This is a genomic window from Actinoallomurus sp. NPDC050550, assembly GCF_040655075.1.
GTDB lineage: Bacteria > Actinomycetota > Actinomycetes > Streptosporangiales > Streptosporangiaceae > Actinoallomurus.
The window spans coordinates 56,699-79,532 of the sequence record NZ_JBFAJC010000041.1 but is presented as its reverse complement, the minus strand read 5'-3'; the positions used below and the strand labels follow the sequence as shown (position 1 = coordinate 79,532).

At 72.9% G+C, this 22,834-nt stretch carries 22 protein-coding genes and 1 pseudogene; 14 read left to right on the top strand and 9 right to left on the bottom strand.

The window, feature by feature from the left end; translation table 11 throughout:
• Window positions 1-103: 103 nt before the first annotated feature.
• Window positions 104-757, bottom strand: a complete 654-nt coding sequence (locus AB0I04_RS39255) for a DUF6745 domain-containing protein (RefSeq protein WP_360896883.1) — start codon at window positions 755-757, stop codon at window positions 104-106.
• 191 nt (window positions 758-948) lie between these two features.
• Between AB0I04_RS39255 and AB0I04_RS39250 the strand changes: the two genes are divergently transcribed.
• Window positions 949-1,791, top strand: a complete 843-nt coding sequence (locus tag AB0I04_RS39250) for a hypothetical protein (protein WP_360896880.1) — start codon at window positions 949-951, stop codon at window positions 1,789-1,791.
• A 34-nt stretch (window positions 1,792-1,825) separates the two neighbouring features.
• On the opposite strand, the gene AB0I04_RS39245 is transcribed toward AB0I04_RS39250, so the two are convergent.
• The gene (locus tag AB0I04_RS39245) at window positions 1,826-3,250 is read right to left on the bottom strand and encodes a PLP-dependent aminotransferase family protein (protein ID WP_360896877.1); all 1,425 of its coding nucleotides are present in this window, start codon (window positions 3,248-3,250) and stop codon (window positions 1,826-1,828) included.
• 64 nt (window positions 3,251-3,314) lie between these two features.
• Between AB0I04_RS39245 and AB0I04_RS39240 the strand changes: the two genes are divergently transcribed.
• The 9 genes from AB0I04_RS39240 to AB0I04_RS39200 all read left to right on the top strand — a co-directional run bounded on the left by AB0I04_RS39240 (window position 3,315) and on the right by AB0I04_RS39200 (window position 11,681).
• The gene (locus tag AB0I04_RS39240) at window positions 3,315-4,511 is read left to right on the top strand and encodes an aminotransferase class I/II-fold pyridoxal phosphate-dependent enzyme (protein ID WP_360896874.1); all 1,197 of its coding nucleotides are present in this window, start codon (window positions 3,315-3,317) and stop codon (window positions 4,509-4,511) included.
• A 94-nt stretch (window positions 4,512-4,605) separates the two neighbouring features.
• Window positions 4,606-6,153, top strand: a complete 1,548-nt coding sequence (gene crtI, locus AB0I04_RS39235; RefSeq protein ID WP_360896871.1) for a phytoene desaturase family protein — start codon at window positions 4,606-4,608, stop codon at window positions 6,151-6,153.
• Entirely contained in the window at window positions 6,150-7,133 is a 984-nt protein-coding gene (locus AB0I04_RS39230) for a phytoene/squalene synthase family protein (RefSeq protein ID WP_360896868.1), read from the top strand. The genes crtI and AB0I04_RS39230 overlap by 4 nt, the downstream gene beginning before the upstream one ends.
• Window positions 7,134-7,135: 2 nt before the next feature.
• Window positions 7,136-7,477 carry a lycopene cyclase domain-containing protein gene (locus AB0I04_RS39225; protein WP_360896865.1) on the top strand — a complete coding sequence of 114 codons (342 nt, stop codon included), beginning with the start codon at window positions 7,136-7,138 and terminating at the stop codon, window positions 7,475-7,477.
• Between the two features lie 82 nt (window positions 7,478-7,559).
• Entirely contained in the window at window positions 7,560-7,880 is a 321-nt protein-coding gene (locus AB0I04_RS39220) for a lycopene cyclase domain-containing protein (protein WP_360896862.1), read from the top strand.
• Window positions 7,877-8,575, top strand: coding sequence for a methyltransferase domain-containing protein (locus AB0I04_RS39215; protein ID WP_360896859.1), 699 nt, complete (start codon window positions 7,877-7,879; stop codon window positions 8,573-8,575). The genes AB0I04_RS39220 and AB0I04_RS39215 overlap by 4 nt, the downstream gene beginning before the upstream one ends.
• Before the next feature lie 147 nt (window positions 8,576-8,722).
• Window positions 8,723-10,234, top strand: coding sequence for an NAD(P)/FAD-dependent oxidoreductase (locus AB0I04_RS39210; protein WP_360896856.1), 1,512 nt, complete (start codon window positions 8,723-8,725; stop codon window positions 10,232-10,234).
• Between the two features lie 38 nt (window positions 10,235-10,272).
• Window positions 10,273-10,857, top strand: a complete 585-nt coding sequence (locus AB0I04_RS39205) for a TetR/AcrR family transcriptional regulator (protein ID WP_360896853.1) — start codon at window positions 10,273-10,275, stop codon at window positions 10,855-10,857.
• A 47-nt stretch (window positions 10,858-10,904) separates the two neighbouring features.
• Window positions 10,905-11,681: an SDR family oxidoreductase gene (locus AB0I04_RS39200; protein WP_360896850.1), complete on the top strand. Its 777-nt coding sequence runs from the start codon at window positions 10,905-10,907 to the stop codon at window positions 11,679-11,681.
• Window positions 11,682-11,701: 20 nt separating this feature from the next.
• On the opposite strand, the gene AB0I04_RS39195 is transcribed toward AB0I04_RS39200, so the two are convergent.
• Window positions 11,702-12,709 carry a DUF5914 domain-containing protein gene (locus tag AB0I04_RS39195; RefSeq protein WP_360896847.1) on the bottom strand — a complete coding sequence of 336 codons (1,008 nt, stop codon included), beginning with the start codon at window positions 12,707-12,709 and terminating at the stop codon, window positions 11,702-11,704.
• Window positions 12,710-12,807: 98 nt separating this feature from the next.
• Between AB0I04_RS39195 and AB0I04_RS39190 the strand changes: the two genes are divergently transcribed.
• Window positions 12,808-13,173 (top strand): MTH938/NDUFAF3 family protein, encoded by a 366-nt coding sequence (locus tag AB0I04_RS39190; protein ID WP_360896844.1) that lies wholly within the window; start codon window positions 12,808-12,810, stop codon window positions 13,171-13,173.
• Window positions 13,174-13,325: 152 nt separating this feature from the next.
• Window positions 13,326-13,580, top strand: coding sequence for a WhiB family transcriptional regulator (locus tag AB0I04_RS39185; protein ID WP_360896841.1), 255 nt, complete (start codon window positions 13,326-13,328; stop codon window positions 13,578-13,580).
• 70 nt (window positions 13,581-13,650) lie between these two features.
• Here AB0I04_RS39185 and AB0I04_RS39180 read toward each other — a convergent pair whose 3' ends face one another.
• On the bottom strand, window positions 13,651-14,007 hold the full coding sequence (locus tag AB0I04_RS39180; RefSeq protein WP_360896944.1) for a DoxX family protein: 357 nt from the start codon (window positions 14,005-14,007) through the stop codon (window positions 13,651-13,653).
• A 249-nt stretch (window positions 14,008-14,256) separates the two neighbouring features.
• Here AB0I04_RS39180 and AB0I04_RS39175 point away from each other — a divergent pair, with 249 nt between their 5' ends.
• Both AB0I04_RS39175 and AB0I04_RS39170 read left to right on the top strand, forming a co-directional pair.
• Window positions 14,257-15,456 (top strand): transposase, encoded by a 1,200-nt coding sequence (locus AB0I04_RS39175; protein ID WP_360896839.1) that lies wholly within the window; start codon window positions 14,257-14,259, stop codon window positions 15,454-15,456.
• 76 nt (window positions 15,457-15,532) lie between these two features.
• Window positions 15,533-16,435, top strand: a pseudogene (locus AB0I04_RS39170) (DUF6596 domain-containing protein); the annotation flags it as partial.
• Between the two features lie 21 nt (window positions 16,436-16,456).
• Here the strand turns inward: AB0I04_RS39170 and AB0I04_RS39165 are convergent.
• From AB0I04_RS39165 to AB0I04_RS39145, 5 genes are all read right to left on the bottom strand, one after another.
• Entirely contained in the window at window positions 16,457-18,985 is a 2,529-nt protein-coding gene (locus AB0I04_RS39165) for an ATP-dependent Clp protease ATP-binding subunit (protein ID WP_360896836.1), read from the bottom strand.
• Between the two features lie 88 nt (window positions 18,986-19,073).
• Entirely contained in the window at window positions 19,074-19,319 is a 246-nt protein-coding gene (locus tag AB0I04_RS39160; RefSeq protein WP_360896833.1) for a hypothetical protein, read from the bottom strand.
• Complete coding sequence (locus AB0I04_RS39155) at window positions 19,316-21,352, bottom strand: xanthine dehydrogenase family protein molybdopterin-binding subunit (RefSeq protein WP_360896830.1); 2,037 nt, start codon at window positions 21,350-21,352, stop codon at window positions 19,316-19,318. Before AB0I04_RS39155 ends, AB0I04_RS39160 begins: the two co-directional genes overlap by 4 nt.
• Entirely contained in the window at window positions 21,349-22,317 is a 969-nt protein-coding gene (locus tag AB0I04_RS39150; RefSeq protein WP_360896828.1) for a xanthine dehydrogenase family protein subunit M, read from the bottom strand. Before AB0I04_RS39150 ends, AB0I04_RS39155 begins: the two co-directional genes overlap by 4 nt.
• On the bottom strand, window positions 22,314-22,805 hold the full coding sequence (locus AB0I04_RS39145; RefSeq protein ID WP_360896825.1) for a 2Fe-2S iron-sulfur cluster-binding protein: 492 nt from the start codon (window positions 22,803-22,805) through the stop codon (window positions 22,314-22,316). The genes AB0I04_RS39150 and AB0I04_RS39145 overlap by 4 nt, the downstream gene beginning before the upstream one ends.
• Window positions 22,806-22,834 lie beyond the last annotated feature (29 nt).

Here is a 22,834-nt window from a genome sequence, read left to right as displayed (position 1 = left end):
TCCTGCCCCTGACGAGCATCGTCGCCGGTCCCGGGCGGTCACCATGTGCTGATCGCGGCGGGCCGGGACGAGAGAACCGGTCTCGTCCCGGCCCTGCCAGGGGTCATGCCAGGAGCGGGTGCCAGCCGTCGCGGTAGCGGACGCCATCGCGTCGGAGCCGGACCTCGTCGTGCCAGGTGCCAGGGACCGGTTCGGTGCGGACCAGTTCGGGTCGATCCACCACGACGCACACGTCCTCGCCGGGCCACCACCAGCCGCAGGAGCGCGTGAGCGCAGCCCAGTGGCCGAGGAGGTCGAGTTCGTCCGGCCCGTACCGGGCCAGCCCGAGCCGGTGCAGAGCGTCGTAGTAGGCGACCCACGCCGCTTCCTGCTGCCCGTACCAACACACCGGTACAGGCCCGCCGCCGGCCAGCGCCTTGCGGAGAGGTATCCGGAATCCGTGGGCGAGGCTCCGGTGCAGTGCGACGCGGATGCCCTGGTGGAGCACGACGCTCAGGGGAACGCCGAGCTCGATTGCCTTCAGCGGGGGCAGTTCCTGCCAGGGCTCGTTGTGTTTGCCTTTTCGCGCCGGGGACAGTTCGGGGTCGGCGTGGGAGACTCCGGCGCTGAGCACGCCACGCAGCTTGGACAGGTCCATGGCGAGGTCACTGGCCAGCGGTGGTGTCCCCCGCGGGCGAAGGTCGCGGATCCACGCGTACAGCCGGTCGAGGGTGGGCAGTCCGGTGACAAGCGAGATCGCCTGAGCCGGAGAGTCCACCCATTCGAACCGGGGTCGTGGGCGAAGGGCCTCATGCGCCGACACGCCACCTGAGCGCCAGTCGTCATGGCGTGTTCATAAAGGATTCCCTACGTATGACCTCCTCTGGAGCTGCCGTTCGCCCGCTCTGGGAGCAGCTTCCCGCACGGCTCCGCGACGGCTTGGCCGAGCTACTCGGTGACATTGCGGCTGTGGACGTCCAGACCGGTGGCTTCACCTCGGGCCTGGCCGCCCGCATCCAGCTCGCTGACGGGGAGCGCGTCTTCGCCAAGGGCATCTCCGCCTCTCACCCTTTGGCCGCAAAGTATCGCGACGAGGCCGCGACTACTCGGATGCTTCCGGCGGGTGCGCCTGCTCCGCGGCTGCGCTGGGATGGTCAGGTCGCCGACTGGGTCGTCCTCGTGCTGGACGACCTGGACGCCCGGCACGCCGACCTTTCGCCCGGCTCGCCGGATGTGCCGAGGACCGTGGCCACGGTCGCCGGGTTGGCGGAGGCATTGACCCCCTGCCCCATCGACGCGCCTGCGGCCGAGATGGAACTCGCCGGCATCGTTCACGGCTGGGCTGTTCTCGCAGCAGCTCCGAACGCGGACTTGGACGACTGGACCCGCCGCCATCTGAGCGACCTGGCCGCGCTGGAAACCGACTGGCTCACGGCGGCCGGCGGCGACACGCTGGTCCACGGTGACGTCAACGCCTCCAACCTCCTCGTCGATCGGGTGCAGGCCGTGTACCTCATCGATTGGGCGCAACCGGTGCGCGGCGCGGCATGGCTGGACGTCGTCGACCTGGTCCCCCACTTGATCCTCGCGGGGCACACACCCATTGCGGCAGAAGCCACTCTTAGCGACGTGCGAAGCTGGCACGACACCGATCCGGCGGTGATCACCAGCTATGCCGCCGCCTTCGCGGGCTACTGGGAGCGCAGTTCACGTCTGCCGGCGCCGCCTGGAGTTCCGTACCTTCGCCGACATCAGGCCCGAGCCGCTCGGGCGGCGGTCGCTTGGACCGCGCACCGTACAGGTTGGGGGTGATGACCAGCCGGGGAGGGTCCTGCGCCGACCGGGGTCATACGGCCATCGCCGTGGGCGGTCGGACGCGGTTCGGTGCCGCCTCGTAGGTGTGCCAGGCCTCGGCCAGGCGGCGGACCGCCTCGGTCAGCTCGTCCGGCGGTGCGAGGAAGTGGACGCGGATGTACTCCGCGCTCTGGCCGGCCGCGTCGAGCCCCTCGCCGGGCAGTACGGCGACGCCGTGGCGCATTGCGGCCTGGGCGAAGGACGCGCCGTCGCCGCGTGGCAGGCGGACCCAGAGCGTCTGCCCGCCGCGTACGGGCGGGGCCTCCCAGTCGGGCAACTGGTGGGCCAGTTCGGCGCGCAGGTGGTCGTGGCCGGCGAGGCGGTCGGCCGCGCGGCGCCGGCACAGTGCGTCGAGCTGGGGGAGTAGCTCGGCGGCGGCCAACTGGGCGGGGATGTTCCCGCCGAGGTCCTGGACGGCCCGCAGTCGCGCGAGCCGGTCGATGACGGGGGCGGGGGCGCGTACCCAGCCGATCCGCAGCCCGCCCCACACGATCTTGCTGAGCGAGCCGATCGAGATGACGGCGTCGCCGTACGCGGCGATCGGGGGCGGGGTCTGCTCGCCGGGGAACGGTGGCTCGGCGACGACCTCGTCGTCGATCAGCGGCACTCCCGCGGCGGCGGCCGCCTCGGCCAGTCGCCGTCGCGCGAGGGCGGGCAGCACCGCGCCGGTCGGGTTGTGGAAGGTCGAGATGACGTACGCCAGGGCCGGACGATGTTCGCGCACCGCGTGCTCGAACCCGTCCAGGCCGACCGGCAGGCCCCGGAGCACCGCCGCCTCGTCGCGGAACGCCTCCAGCGCGCCCGGGTAGGTCGGTGCCTCGACGAGTACGCGGTCGCCCGGCCGGGTGAAGGCGCGGGCGAGCAGGGACAGTGCCTGCTGGGCGCCGTTGGTGACGAGGATCTGGTCCGGGGCGGTCGGCACGCCGCGCAGCGCGTAGCGGTCGGCGACCGCGGCGCGCAGCGTGGCGTGGCCGTACGGGTGGTAGCCGATGTCGCCGGTGGTCGCGGCCAGCTTGGGCAGGATCGCCTCGTAGGCCCGTGTCAGCTCGGGCGGTGGGGCGTCCAGCGCGGCGCACGCGAGGAGGATCACGCCGTCGTGCGGCTCCAGCAGGTGGAGGAACACCGGAGCGCCGGTGGTCTGGTGCGCGACCTCCGACGGCGGCCCGGCCACCCGCGTGCCGCTGCCCTGGCGGCGGACGATCCGGCCCTCCTGGCGGAGCGCGTCGTACGCGGCGACGACGGTGCCGCGCCCCACGGCGAGGGTCGCGGCCATGGCGCGGTCGGGCGGCAGCGGCGTGCCCGGGGGCAGGTCGCCGTCGTCGATCAGCCGTCGCAACCGCGTCGTGAGCAGGACGTGCAGGGGCCCCCGGCCGGCCGACCACCGGCCCAGCCTCTCGGCGATGTCAATTGGCTCCATATACGGACCAATTATGCGCGATTGGCACTGGGGTCGTGGGCGGCTCCGGCCGAGGATGGAAGGTATGAACTCACCACACGACGTACCGCACCCGGAGACCAGGACCGTTCACACGCCTGTCGTGGAGGTGACGGGCAGCCGGCCGCTCGGAACGCCGATCTACCAGAGCCACGTCTTCGCCTTCGAGGACTCCGACGCGATGGCCGAGGCGTTCGGCAGCCCGGACGGCGCGTTCTTCTACAGCCGGCTCGGCAACCCGACCGTCCGGGCGCTGGAGGAGGCGGTGGCCGACCTCGAGGGCGGCGCCGCCGGGCTCGCCGCCGCCTCCGGGATGGGGGCCATCAACTCGGTGCTGCTCGCGCTGCTGCGTTCAGGTGACCACGTCGTCGCGCAGAACTGCCTGTACGGCGCGACGATCGCGATGCTCGACGACCTCGCCGAACGATGGGGCGTCGAGGTGACGTACGTCTCCGGCGCCGACCCGGAGGAGGTCCGCGCCGCGCTGCGCCCGAACACCCGGCTGCTCTACCTGGAGACGATCGCCAACCCGACGACGCAGGTCGTGGACCTGCCCGCGCTGTTCGCCGTCGCGAAGGACGCGGGGGTGATCAGCGTCGTCGACAACACATTCGCGAGCCCGATCCTGTTCCGGCCGATCGCCCACGGCGCGGACGTCGTCGTGCACTCGGCCACGAAGTACCTCGGCGGCCACTCGGACGTGCTCGGCGGCGTCGTGGTCTTCGCCACAGAGGAGCTCCACCGGAAGGTCTGGCACTACGCGGTCGAACTCGGTGCCTCGGCAGACCCGTTCGCCGCATGGCTCACGCTGCGCGGCATGCAGACCCTGGCCCTGCGGATGCGGCGGCACTGCGACAACGCCCTCGACCTGGCCAGGCGGCTCGCGGATCACCCCGCGGTCGCGTCCGTCCGCTACCCGGGCCTGCCGGACCATCCGGACCATGAGCTGGCATCCCGGCTCATGCCCGACGGCCACGGGGGAGTGCTCTCCTTCGACCTGGCGGGCGGGCGCGAGGCGGGGAAGGTGTTCGCCGGAGCCGTACGGCTGGCCAGCCTGAGCCCGTCGCTCGGGACCGTCAAGACGTACGTCATGCACCCGGCGAGCACCTCCCACCGGCAGCTCACCGACGAGCAACTGCAGGCGGCGGGCATCGGCGCCGGGACGATTCGCGTCACCGTCGGCATCGAGCACCCCGACGATCTGTGGGCCGACCTTGACCAGGCCCTCCGCAAGGCCGGCTGACAATCTAGCGCGAACCACTCAATTCCGACGCTGACCTGCGGTGACGCCCTGACGTCCGTGCTTCGGTCCAGGAGATCCCGGGTACGCGAGGGGCATGCGCACCGTCGCGGGGAGGACCGACCGGATCGTGGTGATCGGCGCGGGACTCTCCGGGCTCGCCGCCGCGCTCCACCTCGCCGGGCGAGGCCGGGAGGTCACCGTCGTCGAGCGGGCCCCGGTGCCCGGCGGGCGCGCCGGCCGCCACGACGCGCACGGCCATCGCATGGACACCGGGCCGACCGTGCTGACGATGCCCGGCATCGTCGGCGACACGCTCGCGGCGGTCGGCGAGTCGCTCGCCGACCGGTTGCCCCTGGTGCGGTTGGACCCCGCCTACCGGGCGCGTTTCGCCGACGGGACCACCCTCGACGTCCACACCGACGCCGAGGCGATGACCGAGGCGGTCCGCGCCTTCGCCGGACCGGCGGAGGCGGCCGGCTACCGGCGGCTCCGGCGCTGGCTGACCCGGCTGCACGACGTCGAGTACGCCGCGTTCATCGCGGCGAACGTCGACTCACCGCTCGGCCTGCTGACGCCCCGGCTCGCACGGCTCGCGGCGCTCGGCGGGTTCGGCCGGTGGGACCGGGCCGTCGGACGGTTCCTCCGCGACGAACGGCTCCGGCGTATCTTCACCTTCCAGGCGCTGTACGCCGGTCTGGCGCCGCGCCGGGCGCTAGCGCTCTACGCCGTGATCGCCTACATGGACACCGTCGGCGGCGTGTACTTCCCGCTCGGCGGGATGCGGGCGCTACCCGACGCCCTGGCCGGTGCGGCGGCCGACGCCGGCATCGTCTTCCGGTACGCGACGGCGGTCGCGTCGCTGGAGCGCCGGGGCCGTCGCGTCACCGCAGTCCGCACCGAGCGTGGCGAACGGCTCGCGTGCGACGCGGTCGTGCTCAGCTGTGACCTGCCGGAGGCGTACCGCCTACTGGGCGGGACACCACGCCGCCCGTGGCGGCTGCGGTTCGCGCCCTCGGCGGTCGTGGTGCACCTGGCCGCGCCCGGCGCGTGGGCGGGCACCGGCCACCACACCCTCCTGTTCGGCCAGGCATGGGAAGCGGCGTTCGACGACCTCGTCCGCGACGGCCGCCTGATGCGCGACCCGTCGCTGCTGCTGACCCGGCCGACGGCCACGGACCCGTCCCTCGCACCGCCCGGGCGGCAGCTGGTGTCCCTCCTCACCCCCGTCCCCAACCTGAACGACGGGCCCTTCGACTGGGACCGCGCCGGTCCGGCGTACGTCCGCGAGCTCATCGACGTGGTGGCGGGCCGCCTCGGCTTCGCGCCCAGCACCGTCGAAACGCTGCACGTCCTCACACCCGCCGACTGGCGGCGGCAGGGACTGGCCGCCGGGACGCCGTTCAGCCTGGCGCACACCTTCCCCCAGACCGGACCGTTCCGTCCCGCGAACCTGCCGCGCTCGGTCGACAACGCGGTACTGGCGGGCTGCGGCACCGTCCCCGGCGTCGGCGTCCCCACGGCCCTCCTGTCGGGCCGGCTCGCCGCCGACCGCATCACCGGCGTCCCGGCGGACCGTACGCACCGCACGGTCATCGGCCCGGACCACCAGCGCGTCCCCGACCCCGCGAGCGACTCGCGATGACCCGCCGCACCGGAAGGCCCGGCGACTCGGATCTGCCGTCCCGCCGCGAACTCGACGCCGCCGGGATCACCGATCCCGTGCTCCGCGCCGCCTACGCCCGCTGCCGCGCGCTCAACGCCCGGCACGGCCGGACCTACTTCCTCGCGACGCGGCTGCTGCCGCCCTCCCGGCGGCCCGCCGTGCACGCGCTGTACGGTTTCGCCCGGCACACCGACGACCTCGTCGACGAGCCCGCGGCCCACCACGGCCCCGACCAGATCGCCATCCTGCTCGACGACGTCGCCGACGCGCTCACCGCCGGGCTGCGGACGGGCCGCAGCGACCATCCGGTCCTGGCCGCCGTCGTCCATACCGCGACCCGGTTCGGCATCCCCGGCGGCCTGTTCACCGCGTTCCTGCGCTCCATGCGGATGGACCTCAGCGTCACCGGCTACCCGACCCGGGCGGCGCTCCGCGACTACATGCACGGGTCCGCCGAGGCCATCGGCCTGCAAATGCTGCCCGTGCTCGGCACGGTGGGCGACCCGGCCGAGGCCGCGCCCCGCGCCGCCGCCCTCGGGCGGGCGTTCCAGCTCACCAACTTCCTGCGCGACGTCGGCGAGGACCTCGACCGGGGCCGGGTGTACCTGCCCGCCGACGAACTCGCGGCGTACGGCGTCGACCGCGACCTGCTCGGCTGGTGCCGGCGCACCGGCCGCGTCGACTCGCGGGTGCGGCGCGCGCTGGCGGACCAGGTCGGCCGTACCCGCGCGGTCTACCGGCTGGCCCGCCCGGGGATCGCGCTCCTGGACCCCGCCGCCCGGTCCTGTGTCGCCACCGCCTGCGCGCTGTACGCCCGCATTCTCGACCGGATCGAGGACAACGACTACAACGTCTTCGCCGGCCGGGTCACCGTCGGAACCGGCTGGCGGCTCGCCCTCGCCGGCACCGCCTTCACCCGCGCCCTGGGGGCCCGCACCGTCCACGGCCGGAGGGGCTGACGGTGGACCATCTGCGCTACCTGCTGCTGCTGGCCGGCTGCCTGGCGGTCACACTGCCCCTGGAACCGTCCGCCCGCGTCTACCGGCGACCGGCCAGGCTGGCCCGGGCCGTACTACCGGTCGCGGCATTCTTCCTCGCCTGGGACGCCCTGGCGATCGCGACCGGCGTCTGGTGGTATGACCCGCGCCACCTCGTCGGTGTCACGCTGCCGCTGTCGGTGCCGCTGGAGGAGGCGCTGTTCTTCCTCGTCGTCCCCGTGTGCGCCGTCCTGACCCTGGAGGCCGTACGGCGCCTGTCCTCGATCCTGCGCCAGGCCCCACACCCCTCTGAGCGGGGACGATGACCGGGTCCGGCGTGCGCCGTGCCGCCGTCGGAGACGGGACGATGACCTGGCTCGGGGGCACCGTGCTGCTGCTGGAGCCGGGATGATGAGCGGGCTCGGATACACCCTTCCGGCGCTGCTGGCGGTGCCCGCCGTGGTCGCCGTCGAGTGCTGGTGGCTGCGCACGGGGCTGTTCCGCCGCCCTGCCTACTGGCTCACGATGGTCATCGTCTTCGGCTTCCAGATCGTCGTCGACGGCAGGCTGACGACCCTGTCCACGCCCGTCGTCGTGTACGACCCCCACGCCATCACCGGGCTGCGCTTCCCATTCGACATCCCTGTCGAGGATTTCCTGTTCGGCTTCGCCCTCGTCACGGCCACCCTGCTCGGCTGGGAGCACGGGCGACCGGAGGCGCGTCGATGACCGGACTCCCGGACGTGCCCGGCGCGTTCGACCGCCACGCCGCGGCGTACGACCGGCTCGTCGGCGCGAACCCCGGCTACCACGCCGACCTGCGGCGCGCCGCCCGCGCGTTCGCCCTGCCGGCGGGCGGCGCGGGGGCACGGCTGCTCGACCTCGGCTGCGGTACCGGCGCCTCCACCGCCGCACTGCTGGCCGCCGCCCCGTACGCCCAGATCACCGGTTTGGACGCCTCGGCCGGGATGCTCGCCCGGGCCCGCGCCAAGCCGTGGCCCGCGACCGTCCGGTTCGTCCGCGGCCTGGCGGACGATCCACCGGTCGCCGGGCCGTTCGACGGCGTCTTCGCCGCCTACCTCGTCCGCAACCTCGCCGACCCGGACGTGGCCCTGTCGGCCGTGCGGGCCCTGCTGCGCCCCGGCGGCGTCCTCGTCGTCCACGACTACGCGCTGCGCGACGGGCCCGTCGCGCGGTTGGTGTGGCACGCCGTCTGCTGGGGCGTCATCATCCCGGCCGGCCGGCTGGCCACGGGCGACGCACGCCTGTACCGCCACCTGTGGCGCAGCGCCCTCGACTTCGACTCCCCGCAGGGCTTCGCCGACCGGCTACGCCGCGCGGGGCTGACCGGCGTGCGGACCCGTACGGCCCGCGGCTGGCAGCGCGGGATCGTCCACACGTTCGGTGCGGAGGTGCCGTCGTGAGGCGTGATCGTAGGCGTGTGCACGCGTTCGGCGCGGAGGTGCCCGTCGTGAGCCGTGGCCGCATGCGCGTTGACACGTTCCGCGCGGAGGTGCCCTCGTGAGGCGCGACCGCAGGCGCGTGAACACCTGCCGTGGGGAGGCGCTGTCGTGAGCCGTGATCGTAGGCGTGTGTTCCACCCGGCGTCGCCTGGGTGCCCGCACGCCGACGGCTTGGCCGAACGGCCGCGCGCCGTCGTCGTCGGAGGCGGGATCGCGGGGCTCACCGCCGCCACCGCGCTCGCCGAACGAGGCGTCGCCGTCGACCTGTACGAGCGCGAGGACCACCTGGGCGGGCGGGCCGGCGGCTGGACCACGACCCTGCCCGACGGCGCGCGTGTCGGCATGAGCCGGGGCTTTCACGCGTTCTTCCGCCAGTACTACAACCTGCGCGCCCTGCTGCGCCGCACCGATCCGTACCTCGCCCGGCTGGTCGCGGTGCCGGACTACCCGCTGCGGGACGCGGCCGGGCGCGTCGACACGTTCCGCGGCCTGCCTCTCACCCCGCCGTGGAACGCCCTCGCCTTCGCCCTCCGCAGCCCGACGTTCAGGGCGCGGGACGTGCTGCGCCTGAACGCCCGCGCGGCCCTCCCGCTCCTGAACGTCACTGTGCCCGGCACGTACCGGGAGCTGGACCACCTCGACGCCGAGGAGTTCCTGGCCCGGCTGCGCTTCCCGGCCGCCGCCCGGCATCTGGCGTTCGAGGTGTTCTCCCGCAGCTTCTTCGCTCCGTCGGACCGGCTGTCCGCCGCCGAGCTGGCCGTGATGTTCCACCTGTACTTCCTCGGCTCGGCCGAGGGCCTGCTGTTCGACGTGCCGCGCCGCCCGCTCCCGGAGCTGTGGGAGTCGGCGGCCCGGCACCTGACGGCGCTCGGCGCGCGGGTGCACACCGGCACCCCGGTCGGCGCGGTCCGCCTCCGGGCGAGCGGCTTCGCGGTGGAGACGGGGCGCACCGTCCACACCGACGCGGTGGTGCTGGCCCTCGACGTGCCCGGCCTGCGCGACCTCGTCGAGGCCTCCCCGGAGCTCGGCGACCCGGAGTGGCGGCGGCGCGTCGCCGCCCTGGCCACCGCGCCGCCGTACCTCGTGCGCCGCCTGTGGTTCGACCGGCCCGTCGCGGCGCACCGGCCGGCGTTCCTGGCCGCCGGCGGCCTCCCGCCCCTCGACAACGTGAGCGTGCTGAACCGCTACGACGACGAGGCCGCGTCGTGGGCCCGCGCCACCGGTGGGGCCGTCGTGGAACTGCACGCCTACGCGGCGACCGGCGCGCGCGAGGCGACCTCCGCGCGCCTGATGCGCCGCCTCCGCGAGGTGTACCCCGAGACGAGGCAGGCCCGGGTGGTCGGCGACCTGGTCGAATGGCGGCAGGACTGTCCGCTCTTCGCACCCGGCGCGTTCGCCGGGCGGCCCTCCGTTGCCGGGCCGGTGCCCGGCCTCGTGCTGGCGGGCGACGGCGTCCGCGTCGACCTGCCCGTCGCCCTGATGGAACGCGCGGCCACCACCGGCTGGCAGGCCGCCAACCGGCTCCTGACCCGCTGGGGCCTGGCCGGGCATCCGCTGACCACCGTCCCGCTCCGCGGCCGCCTGGCACCCTTCCGCGCCCTGGCGCAGATCGGTCGCTGAACTGGACCGTCGAGTCCAAATAGTGTTACCGTCAACCCATGGCACTCACCGCGAGGGGCCGGGCGACCAGGCAGCGCATCATCGAGGGCGCGGCGGCGTACCTGCGCAGCGACGACCCCGCAGGTGTGACGCTCGACGACATCCGGGCCATCACCGGCACCAGCAAGAGCCAGATCTTCCACTACTTCCCGAACGGCAAGGAAGAGCTTCTTCTCTCCGTTGCACGGTACGAGGCCGACCGTGTTCTCGATGACCAGCAGCCGCACCTCGGTGCCCTCTCTTCGTGGTCGGCCTGGAAACGCTGGCGGGACTCGGTCGTCGCGCGCTACCGCGCACAGGGGAGGAACTGTCCGCTGGGGGCGTTGATGGGCCAGGTCGGCAGCACCCCCGGCGCGGCCGAAGTGGTCACCACCCTCCTTGCCCAGTGGCACACCCACGTCGAGCGGGGAATCACCGACATGCAGGCCGCTGGCCTGGTGCGCGGTGGCCTCGACGCCGAAAGGGTCGCCGCGGCCTTCATCGCGGGCATCCAGGGCGGCGTCCAGGTACTCCGCTCCACGGGGAGCACCGAACATCTGGAGGCGACGCTGGACACCCTCATCGACCACCTGCGAGGTGTCTGAGCAGATTGGAGTTGCCGGTCCAGAAAATAGTTCGTACCGTCGCCGTCATGTCACCACGGCTTCAGGGCAGAACAGCCCTCATCACCGGCTCTACCAGCAACATCGGACGCGCCATCGCCCTCGCGTACGCCGAGGCCGGGGCGCACGTCGTCGTCTCCGGGCGCGACGACGTCCGGGGCGAGGCGGTCGTCTCCCGGGTTCGCGACGCGGGCGGACGGGCGGACTACGTCCGCGCCGACCTTGACGGCACCGCGGCCGCCAGTCGCGCACTCGCCGACGCGGCGACCGACCGGTTGGGCGGACGCATTGACATCCTCGTGAACAACGCCGGCATCTACCCGCCGGGAACGACGCCGACGACCGATGACGAGACGTTCGACCGCGTCTACGGCGTCAACGTCAAGGCCCCGTTCTTCCTCACCCAGGCCGTCGTCCCCGGGATGATCAGCGCCGGCGGCGGGGTGATCATCAACCTCGGCTCCTGGGTCGCGCGCCTCGGCATCCCGGTCGGCGCGCTCTACAGCTCGACGAAGGGCGCGATGGAAACGCTCACCCGCGCATGGGCGTCGGAGTTCGGCGCTCAAGGCGTGCGGGTCAACGCCATCTCGCCAGGGGTCATCCTGACCCCCGCCGCAGAATCCCCCGCCGAGGTGATGATGCACGGCACCCCGGCCGGACGATCGGGCCATCCCGACGCGATCGCGGCCGCCGCCGTCTACCTCGCGTCCGACGACGCGGCCTTCGTCCACGGAGCCGTCATCGACGTCGACGGCGGACGTACCGGCGTCGCGGTCATCGCGGACGCCCGCTCACTTCGCCCGTAGCCGCTGTGTGACCGCGCCCGTCAGGGCGGTTCGGCGCGCAGGGCGTACCGGCGTTCGGCGTAGGCGAGGTCGTCGCGCCACAGCCGTCTCGCCGCGCGCCGCATCATCGGCCGCAGCATCGGGGACGCCAGCCGCGCGACCGCGAACCCGGGACGGTCCGAGGTGGCGATCGCCGCCTCGATCACCGCGGTACGAGGGCGGCCGTCGCGGCCGGGCCCCAGCGGGGTGGCGTGCGTCTCCACCACGCTGCCGGCGCCCTCCCCGTCGACGATGCGCATCACCACCGTCCGAAGATCCGGGCTGGTGAACTCCGCCAGCACCGGCACGCCGAGGCGCGGTCCGACCCGGTACGTCACCTCCACCAGGAACCGGTCGTCCGCGTCCCCGGCGTCGGCGGGCGGGGCCTGGACAACGCGCAGCCGGGCGAAGGAGTACGGGTGGAACCAGGCGCCGTGCCACGGGTCGAGCCGGTTGGCGACCACGTCCTCGGGCTCACAGACCCCGACCGCCCGGATCACCGCGGCGACGCCGCGCGCCGGGCACGGCCGGGCCGGCAGGACCGGCCGTGGCAGCGGTTCCTCACCGGCCTGGTCGAGCCGGACCCAGACCAGGACGCCGTCGTCGTGGCAGGGCAGTGGCCGCCAGCCCGACCCGCCATCCGGGGGCAGCCGAAGGCCGTGCCACCGGCACACCAGGTCCCCGCACACCACCCGCCCACCGGCCAGCGGCGCCCCCAGATGCGGGCACGCTCCCGGACCGGCCGCCACCGCACCCGACCTGCCCCGCCAGAGCACCAGCTCCCTGCCGAGGACACGGAGCCCGGCCGGGCCGTCGGCCCGTACGTCGCGGCTCGCGGCCACCGCGAACCAGTTCCCGGCGGGCCGCGCCTGCGCCCGCTTCAGCGCCGCCGCGATCAGCGCCGGATCGGCGTCGCCGACGGTCGGCTCCTGCTCCGCCCAGCGCACGCGCGGCCGTGACCGTACCGGCCACCGCGCCGGCCGTCGTATCTGGTCATCGCGGTCCGCCACCCGTGCCCCCTCCGGCGTTCTCCCCGTCCCGGCCCCGCCCGAACCGGAGACGACGGCCGGGCCACACTGAAGGGACCGATCGGCAGGGAGGAACTTCGATGGACAGAGCGCCGCGGATCACCCAGATCTCCTGGGGCCGGATGGAAGTCGAGGGACTGCGGCCCGGCAAGGACTTCCGGCTGTATCCCGGCGGCGGGCGGGCCTGGGACTGGTCCGAGCATGGAACCAGCCACGAACCGGGCATCCGACCCGACGAGGTGCGGGAGTTCCTTGAGCGGGGCTGCACGACCGTGGTGCTGAGCAGGGGGATGGAACTCCGGCTGAACGTCATGCCCGAGACCGTGAAGCTCCTGGAGGACGGTGGAGTGCGGGTACACGTGGAGGAGACGACCGAGGCCGTACGGCTCTACAACCGGCTGGCCGAGACGGAGGCCGTCGGCGGCCTGTTCCACTCGACCTGCTGACCGCGCCGTGCGTGGCCTCTATCCGTTCAGTGACAGATGCCTTACTCGATGTTCTGGGGGTGCATGGGGTCAGGTGTGCGGGGAAGGAGGGCGTTCTCGGTCAGGCAGCGACCGGGATACCGACCAGACCCAATCTCGTTGGGACCATCTCGATGCTCTTGGACGTCGCGTGGATGAACCACGCAGAATGCCAGAAGGCCGACCCGGAGCTGTTCTTCCCGATCGGCAATCTCACCCCGGACCAGGTGGCCGAGGCGCGCACCGTCTGCGGACGGTGCCCGGTGCGCGCCGACTGCCTGCACTATTCGCTGGAGACCGCCCAGCGGTACGGGATCTGGGGTGGGGCCGACGAGGACGAACGCCGGCTCATGCGAGCCAAGGGCAGATCGCACTCGGGGATGAGATAGCCGTCGACGCCGGGGGCCGGCCAGACGCTCCAGAACGTCCGCCCGGCCCCCGGCACAGGGGACCGTCGCCTCAGCGCCGGAACACGGCGGTCAGGGGAACGGCCTGCGGCATCCGCACCCGGGCGATCACGGCGAACGCCACGCCGAACACCACCGGGAGCAGCGCCCACGCCGGCTGCAGGACGAGCACCTGCGTCAGGATCGCGCCGATCATGAGACCGATGAGGCCGAGCGCGGCCCAGGCGGCGAGGCGGGGGATGAGCAGGCCGATGGCGCCGGCGGCCTCGACGGTGCCGGTGACGTAGCGGAACCACTGGCCCCAGCCGATCTTCGCGAACGTCTCGACCGCGTCCCGCTGGCCGGCGAACTTCGGTGCGGCCGAGGCGATCAGCAGGAACGCGGCCAGCAGGATCTGGATCGTCCACAGCGCGATGGTCGCCGCGCCCTTTCCGGTCGTACGGGGGCGGCGACGCGGGCGGCCCGCCGGACGAGAAGCTCTTCGCTGAGATGGGCGAGTTCATCGACGAGATGCTGCTGGCGACCGGCGGGCTCAACCTGCACGGCACCTACAGGTCGGCGTGGCCGAGGAACTCGCGCGGGACGCTCTCGTCGCCGCCCTAGAGCAGTGGCCGGAGTCAGGCGTCAGACTGTCGGTGGTGGTGGTTAGTGTGCGGGCATGCGGTTCCGGCTTGCGCCCACGCCCGCCCAAGAGCAGGCGCTGCTGGAGCACTGTTCGCAGGCCCGATATGTGTGGAATCTCGCCGTTGAGCAGCATCAGCACTGGCGGCCGGGCCGAGCTGGCGCGCCGGGCTATGGCGAGCAGTCCCGCCAGTTGACCGAAGCCAGGAAGGCGTTCGATTGGCTGGCGGCGGGGTCTCAGACGGTGCAGCAGCAGGCATTGCGGGACTTCGCCCAAGCCATGGCGGGCTTTTTCGCCGGGACGCATGGCCGGCCGACCTGGCGTAAGGCGGGCGTGCACGAGGGGTTCCGGATCGTCGGGAGTCGTGGCCGGCACTGGGACGTGCGCCGCCTGTCCCGCAAGGTCGGTGAGGTGTGGATCCCGAAGGTCGGCTGGGTCCGGTTCCGCTGGTCCCGTCAGATCCCGGAGGAGACCAAGTCTTTCCGGGTGAACCGGGATCATGCAGGTCGCTGGCATGTCGCGTTCGCGGTTATTCCGCCACCGATCAACGGGCCCGGTACCGGCGAGGTCGTCGGCGTAGACCGTGGCGTGGTCGTCTCGGCCGCGCTGTCCACTGGTGAGCGGTTGTCCGTGCCCGGCCTCCGTGAGACCGAGGGCGAACGCCTGCTGCGTCTGCAGCGGCAGCTGGCGCGCGCAAAGCCGGGATCGAACCGCCGCAAGGGAGTCAAGACGGCGATCGCCCGGATCAAGGCCCGCCAGACCGACCGGCGCAAGGATTGGGCTGAAAAGACCTCCACCCGCCTTGCCGCCGATTTCGACGTCGTCCGGGTCGAGGACCTGAAGATCAAGAACATGGTGCGGTCCGCGCGCGGCACGAGCGCCGCACCGGGGACGAACGTGCGGGCCAAGGCCGGTCTCAACCGCTCCATCCACGAGGCCGGCGGGGGCCTTTTGGTGACGCGCCTGGAGGACAAGGCGCGGGGCCGGGTGGAAAAGGTCAACCCCGCGTACACGTCTCAGATCTGTCATGCCTGTGGGCACTGCGCAGCGGAGAATCGTGAGAGCCAAGCGGTCTTTCGCTGTCGCGCCTGCGGGCATACCGATCATGCGGATGTGAACGCGGCCAAGAACATCAGAGACATCGCCGTCGGGCGGACGGTGACAGCGCGGGGAGCCCTCCAGCCACCAGGCGGGGCTATGAACCGCGAACCTCAACCTGTTCTCACCTCCGGGTAGAGCCGGTTGGAATCCCCCGCCTTCAGCTTCAGGCGGGGGAGGACGTCAACTCCTGCCATCCGGCGCTCTCTCTCCCCTTTCCACGGAGGCGCAGGCGGCGCTCACGCTCCGGCTGCTGGGCGGGCTGACGACGGACGAGATCGCCCGGGCGTTCCTCGTCCCCGAGGCGACCGTCGCCCAGCGGATCGTCCGGGCGAAGCGGACCCTCGCCGCGAAGAAGGTCCCGTTCGAGGTGCCGCCGGAGGACGAGCGGGCCGCTCGCCTGTCCTCCGTCCTGGAGGTCCTCTACCTGATCTTCAACGAGGGCTACTCCGCGACGGCCGGCGACGACTGGACGCGGCCCGCGCTCTGCCAGGAGGCCCTGCGGCTCGGCCGGGTCCTGGCCGAGCTCATGCCCAAGGAGCCGGAGATCCACGGTCTCGTCGCCCTGATGGAGATTCAGGCCTCACGCCTGACCGCGCGGGTCGGACCGGCCGGGGAGCCGATCCCGCTCCTGGATCAGGACCGCGCGCGGTGGGACCGCCTGCTCATCCGCCGTGGCTTCGCGGCGCTCCTGCGGGCGGAGGAGATCGGCTCGGGATTCGGCCCGTACGTGCTGCAGGCCGCGATCGCCGCCTGCCACGCCCAGGCGCAGACGGCGGAGGACACGGACTGGGTGCGCATCGCCACCCTGTACGAGGCGCTGGGAAAGGTCGCGCCGTCCCCGGTGGTGGAGCTGAACCGCGCCGTCGCGGTCGCGATGGCGCACGGCCCCGACCGCGGCCTGGAGATCGTCGAGGGGCTGATCGGGGAGCCGGCGTTGAAGGGGTACCACCTGCTGCCGAGCGTGCGCGGTGACCTCCTGGAGCGGCTCGGCCGGCGCGACGAGGCCCGTGCCGAGTTCGAGCGCGCGGCGTCGCTCACCCGCAACGATCGCGAGCGCGCGGTGCTCCTCGAACGGGCCGCCGCCTGCGGCCCGGCGGCATCCCACCGGGAGTGACCGGGCCGAACGCGGCGCCCGTCAGGACGATCCGCTCCGCGTGTTCGTGATCTCGAAGTCGATCCGGTCATCGTGGACGATCACCCGTACCTCGTCGCCCGGGTTGAGCCGGCCGCCGAGCAGCAGGCTGGACAGGCGGTTGTCGACCTCCCGCTGGATCGTGCGCCGCAGCGGCCGTGCCCCGAACTCCGGCTGGTAGCCGCGCCGCGCCAGCCAGTCCACCGCCTCCTTCGTGAACTCGATCGACAGGTCCTGGGCGCGCAGACGACGCCGGGTCTCGTCCAGCAGCAGGTCGGTGATCTGCCGCAGCTGCTCGGCGTCGAGGCGGCGGAAGACGATGATCTCGTCGATGCGGTTCAGGAACTCCGGCCGGAACGCCTCCCGCAGCCGCCGCATGACCCGGTCGCGCAGTGACGCGTCCTCCCCGTCCCGGCCCTCGGAGAAGCCGGTGGAGAGCCCGCCGGTGCCGATCATCTCGGAGCCGAGGTTGCTGGTCATGATGATGACGGTGTGGCGGAAGTCGACCGTACGGCCCTGCGCGTCGGTGAGCCGCCCGTCGTCGAGCAACTGCAGCAGGACGTTGAAGACGTCCGGGTGCGCCTTCTCGATCTCGTCGAGCAGAACGACGGAGTACGGGCGGCGGTGCACGGCCTCGGTGAGCTGGCCGGCCTCCTCGTACCCGACGTAGCCGGGAGGCGCGCCCATCAGGCGGCTGACCGTGTGCCGTTCCTGGAACTCGCTCATGTCGAAGCGCACCATGCGGTCCTGGCTGCCGAACAGCGCCTCGGCCAGCGCGCGGGCCAGTTCGGTCTTGCCCACGCCGGTCGGCCCGAGGAACAGGAAGCTGCCGATCGGCCGGTTCGGGTCGCCGAGCCCGGCGCGGGACCGGCGTACCGCCTCGGCGACCGCGGCGACCGCCTCGTCCTGGCCCACCACCCGCTGGTGCAGGTGCTCCTCCAGCCGGATGAGGCGCTCGCGCTCCTCCACGGTGAGCTGCGCGACGGGGATCCCGGTGATCCGCGAGACGACCTCGGCGATGTCCTCGGGGGTGACCTCGGGCACCGAGCCGGTGCCCCCGCCACCGGCCGAGGTGGCGACGTGCCGCTCGAGCTCGGCGATCTCGTCACGGAGCGCGGCGGCCTTCTCGTACTTCTCGTCGGCGACGGCCTGGTCCTTCTCGCGGCGGCGCTGGTCCAGCTCCTCCTCGAGCCGCCGTACGTCGCGGCCGGGCGTCTTGGTGCGCAGCCGGACGCGGGCGCCGGCCTGGTCGATCAGGTCGATCGCCTTGTCCGGCAGGAACCGGTCGGTGAGGTAGCGGCTCGACAGGTCGACCGCCGCGACCAGCGCCTCGTCGGTGAACCGGACCTGGTGGTGGGCCTCGTACCGATCGCGCAGCCCGCAGAGGATCCCAACGGTGTCCTCGGGGTTCGGCTCGGGCACCAGGATCGGCTGGAAGCGGCGTTCGAGCGCGGCGTCCTTCTCGATGTTCTTGCGGTACTCGTCGACGGTCGTCGCGCCGATGACGTGCAGCTCGCCGCGGGCCAGGGCGGGTTTGAGCATGTTCCCGGCGGTCATGCCGCCCTCGGCGCCGCCGGCCGTCACCATCGTGTGGATCTCGTCGATGAACACGACGAGCTCGTCGCCGTGCGCACTGATCTCGTCGACGACCTTCTTCAGCCGCTCCTCGAAGTCGCCCCGGTAGCGGGTGCCGGCCACCAGCCCGGCCAGGTCCAGCTGGATCAGCCGCTTCCCCCGGACGGTCTCGGGGACCTCGCCGTCGGCGATGCGCTGGGCGATGCCCTCGACGATGGCGGTCTTGCCCACCCCGGGGTCGCCGATCAGGACGGGGTTGTTCTTCGTCCGCCGGGACAGCACCTCGATCGTCTGCTCGATCTCCTCGTCGCGGCCCACGACCGGGTCGATCTTCCCCTCGGCGGCCATCGCGCTGAGGTCGCGCCCGAACTCGTCCAGCGTCGGCGTGTCGGACGGGGGCCGCCCGGCGCCGCCGGCGGGCGGGCCGCCGCTCAGCGGGCCGCCGCTCACCGCCGACTGCAGCGACTCCGGCGTGATCCGCGCGCCGTGCAGCAGCCGTCCGGCCGGCGACTCGGGGTTGACCGCGAGCGCGAACAGGATGTGCTCCGGGCCGATATAGGAGGACCCCATGGCGCGGGAGACCTGGTGGGCGTCCAGCAGCGCGCGCTTGGCCGAGGGGGTGAGCGGCGCGGAGGTCTGACGGGCCGGGCCGCGGCGTACTTCCTGTTCGACCTGGCGTTCGAGCGCCTCCGGGTCGGCGCCGGCGCGGGCCAGCAGGTGCCGCGTCACGTCCTGGCGGGTCGCGGCCCACAGCAGATGGTCGGTGTCCAGGTCGGGGCTGCCCCATTCGCCCGCCTTGACGGCGGCGTCGCGCACGAGTTCGCGGGCGCCTTCGGTCATGAAGCGCGCGATGTTCACGCGGTTCGCGGGCTGTTTCGGCATGCCCGCTCCGAAGAATCGGGCCAGGAACTCCTCGAACGGGTCCGTCCCCCCGCCGCCGTACACTCCTTCGGACATCTCATGACCTCCTCACCAGGCGAGACCCCGGCGTGATCGGATCCGGCGTGCCACCCCTACCCGAGGCGACGGTGTGAAACGCGTGACGTCACGGGTAGTCCTCGTCGAGGCGTGGCGTGGTGGTCCGCTGCTCGACGACGTCCGCCTCGTTGGCGTCGAAGGGGATCTCCTCGGCTGGGGACGGCTCCTCGTCTTCGTCATCCCGCAGGTGCTGCTCGATGAAGTCGGCCTCGGGCTCCTCGATGCCCGGATTCTCGTCCGGAACGGGGTCGGAATGGACGACCTCCTCCGGAGGCGCGGACTGCCCGCGGTCCGGAAGGTCACGCTCGGTCATCGGAACTCCTCCTTAAGGAGCTTTTCGGGGGTGATGGGCAGGTCGCGTACGCGCCGGCCGGTGGCGTGGAAGACCGCGTTGGCGATCGCCGCGGCGGTGCCGACGATGCCGATCTCCCCGATGCCCTTGGCGCCCATGGGGTTGAGGTGCGGGTCGTCCTCGTCGATCCAGACGGCCTCGACGTCGGGGACGTCGGCGCAGGCGGCGACGTGGTACTGGGCGAGGTCGTCGGTGAGGAAGTCGCCGAACCGCTCGTCGACGACGGTCTCCTCCATGAGGGCCATGCCGAGGCCCATGGTCATGCCGCCGATGAACTGGGAGCGGGCGAGGACCGGGTCGACGATCCGCCCGGTCGCGAACACTCCGAGCAGACGCGACACGCGCACTTCGCCGGTGTCCGCGTCGACGCGGACCTCGGCGAACTGCGCTCCGAACGCCTGACGCGCGAGCTTCGAGTCGGCTTCGACGTCATCGGTGGTGTCGCCGCTGCCGTGCTCGCCGTTCTTCAGCAGTCCCTCGCATGCCTTCACGACGGCCGAGCCCCAGGACGCGGTGCCCATCGAGCCGCCCGCGAGTGGGGCCCTCGGCAGCGCGCTGTCACCGACCTCGACCCGCACCCGGTCGGGGGAGACGCCGAGGGTCTGCGCCGCGATCCGGGTCAGCGCGGTACGGGAGCCGGTGCCGATGTCGGCGGCGGCGATCCGGACCACGAAGTCGTCCCCCTCGGCCGTGGCCTCCGCCCGCGCGGCGCTGCGTCGGGCGGGGTACGTCGAGGCGGCGACGCCGGTGCCGACGAGCCACCGGCCGTCCCTGCGGGCGCCCGTATCGCGGTGGCGGGGATCCCAGCCGAAGCGGTGGGCCCCCTCCCGCAGGCAGGCGATCAGGTTGCGGGAGCTGAACGGCAGCCCGCTCTCCGGCTCGGTGTCGGGCTCGTTGATGACGCGCAGCTCGATGGGGTCCATCCCGGCGGCGTGGGCGAGCTCGTCCATGGCCGATTCCAGGGCGTACATGCCGGGGCACTCGCCGGGCGCGCGCATCCACGACGGCGTCGGTACGTCCAGCCGGACCAGCCGGTGCGTCGTCCGCAGGTTGGGTGTCGCGTACATCACCCGCGTCACCGCCGCGGTCTGCTCGGCGAACTCCCGGACCGTCGAGGTCTGCTCGACGACGTCGTGGGCCACGGCGGTGAGCCGTCCCGCGGCGTCCGCGCCCAGCCGCAGCCGCTGGATCGTCGGCGTCCGGTAGCCGGTGACGTCGAACATCTGCTGCCGCGTCACCGCGGCCTTGACCGGCCGGCCCGCCGCCCGGGCGGCGAGGGCGGCGAGGATCGCGGGCGGCCGGGTCGTGCCCTTGCACCCGAACCCGCCGCCGACGTGCGGGGAGATCACCCGCACTCGTTCGGGCGGCAGGCGGAGCACCGCCGCGATCGCGTCCCGGTCCGCGGACGCCCCCTGGGTCGAGTCGTACACCGTCAGCCCGCCGTCCTCGCCCCAGACGGCGAGCGCGGCGTGCGGCTCGATCGGGTTGTTGTGCAGGACCGGCGTGGTGTACGTCGCGTCGACCGTGACCGCCGCGTCCGCCAGACCGGCGGCGACGTCCCCGTACTCCACGTCGGTCGGCAGCCCTGGGTTGACCGTCTCCGGGCGGTACAGCCCCGGGTGGTCGGGGCGCAGCCGTACGTCGTGCGGCTCGGCGTCGTACTCGATCCGCAGGGCGCCGGCGGCGTCGCGGGCGATCTCGAGCGTCTCGGCGACCACCGCGGCGACGATCTGCCCGTGGTAGGCGACCGTACGGTCCTGGAAGAGCCGCAGCTCCGGATCGTCGACGTCCTCGCCGAGCTCCGGGGGATCGTCGCCGGACAGGACGGCGAGCACGCCGGGGATCGCCAGGACCGCCGCCGAGTCGATCGACCGGATCCGCCCGCGCGCGATCGTCGACGGGACGGCGTGGGCGTACGCGACGCCCGGGACGCTGTGCTCGTAGGCGTACGTCGCCCGCCCGGTCACCTTGTCCAAGCCCTCGACGCGGTTCACAGCAGCTCCAGCAGTGTGCGGACGATCAGATTGCGGGCCAGTGGCACCTTGTAGCCGTTGTGCGGCAGCGGCCGCGCCTGGTCGAGCTCGGCGTCGGCGGCCCGCGTGAACTCCTCCTCGCGGGCCGGGGCACCGCGCAGCGCCTCCTCGGCGCGGTACGCGCGCCAGGGCGCGTGGGCCACGCCGCCGAGCGCCAGCCGACAGTCGCGGACCGTTCGATCTTCCCCCACGTCGAGCACCGCGGCGATGGAGACCAGCGCGAACGCGAACGACGCGCGTTCGCGGACCTTCCGGTAGCGGGAGGCACCCGGGGGAGGCGGCGGCAGCTCCACCGCCGTGATCAGATCGCCGGGCTCCAGCACCGTGTCGCGGTCCGGCCGGTCGCCCGGCAGCCGGTGCAGGCCGGGCATCGGGATCGCGCGATCGCCGCCGGCGCCGGTGACGAGCACGCGCGCGTCCAGGGCGGCCAGCGCCACCGCCATGTCGGAGGGGTGGGTGGCCACGCAGTGCTCGGAGTACCCGAGGATCGCCAGGTTGCGGTGGTCGCCGTCGATCGCCGGGCAGCCGGACCCCGGCTCGCGCTTGTTGCACGGCTTGGAAACGTCCTGGAAGTACGAGCAGCGGGTCCGCTGCAGCAGGTTGCCGGCGACCGTCGCCATGGCGCGGACCTGCCCGGACGCCCCGGACAGCACGGATCGTGCCAGCATCGGGTAGCGCGCGCGGACGACGGGGTGGACGGCCAGGTCGGTGTTGCGCACCTCGGCGCCGACGCGCAGGCCCCCGTCGGCCTCCTCGATCCGGTCGTACGGGAGGCGGCTGACGTCCACGAGACGATCCGGCCGGGCGACGCCCAGCCGCATCAGGTCGACGAGGTTGGTGCCGCCCCCGAGGTACATCGTCCCCGGCCGGTACGCGCCCAGCGCCTCGGCGGCGTCGCGGGCCCGCGTGTACTCGAACGGCTTCAACCGGCCACATCCTCGATCGCGGTCACGATGTTGACGTAGGCGCCGCACCGGCACAGGTTGCCGCTCATGCGTTCGCGGATCTCCTCCCGCGTGAGCGGGGGATCGGCGGCCATGTCGTCGGTGATCGCGCTCGGCCCCTCTTCGGTCAGCATCGCGGCCGCGGAGCAGAGCTGGCCCGGGGTGCAGTACCCGCACTGGAAGGCGTCGCGCGCGATGAACGCGGCCTGGAGCGGATGCAGGTCGGACCCGTCGGCCAGGCCCTCGACCGTCGTGATCTCCGAGCCGTCCTGTGCGACGGCCAGCGCGAGGCACGCGTTGGCCCGTCGTCCGTCGATCAGAACAGTGCACGCGCCGCACTGGCCGTGATCGCAGCCCTTCTTGGAACCGGTCAGGCCGAGGTGCTCGCGCAGCAGGTCCAGCAATGAAACGCGGGTGTCGACGCTCACGGAGTGTTCCGTGCCGTTCACCCGGAGCGTGATCTCCACCATGCGCGCTGCCCTACCCCGGCTCTTCTCTG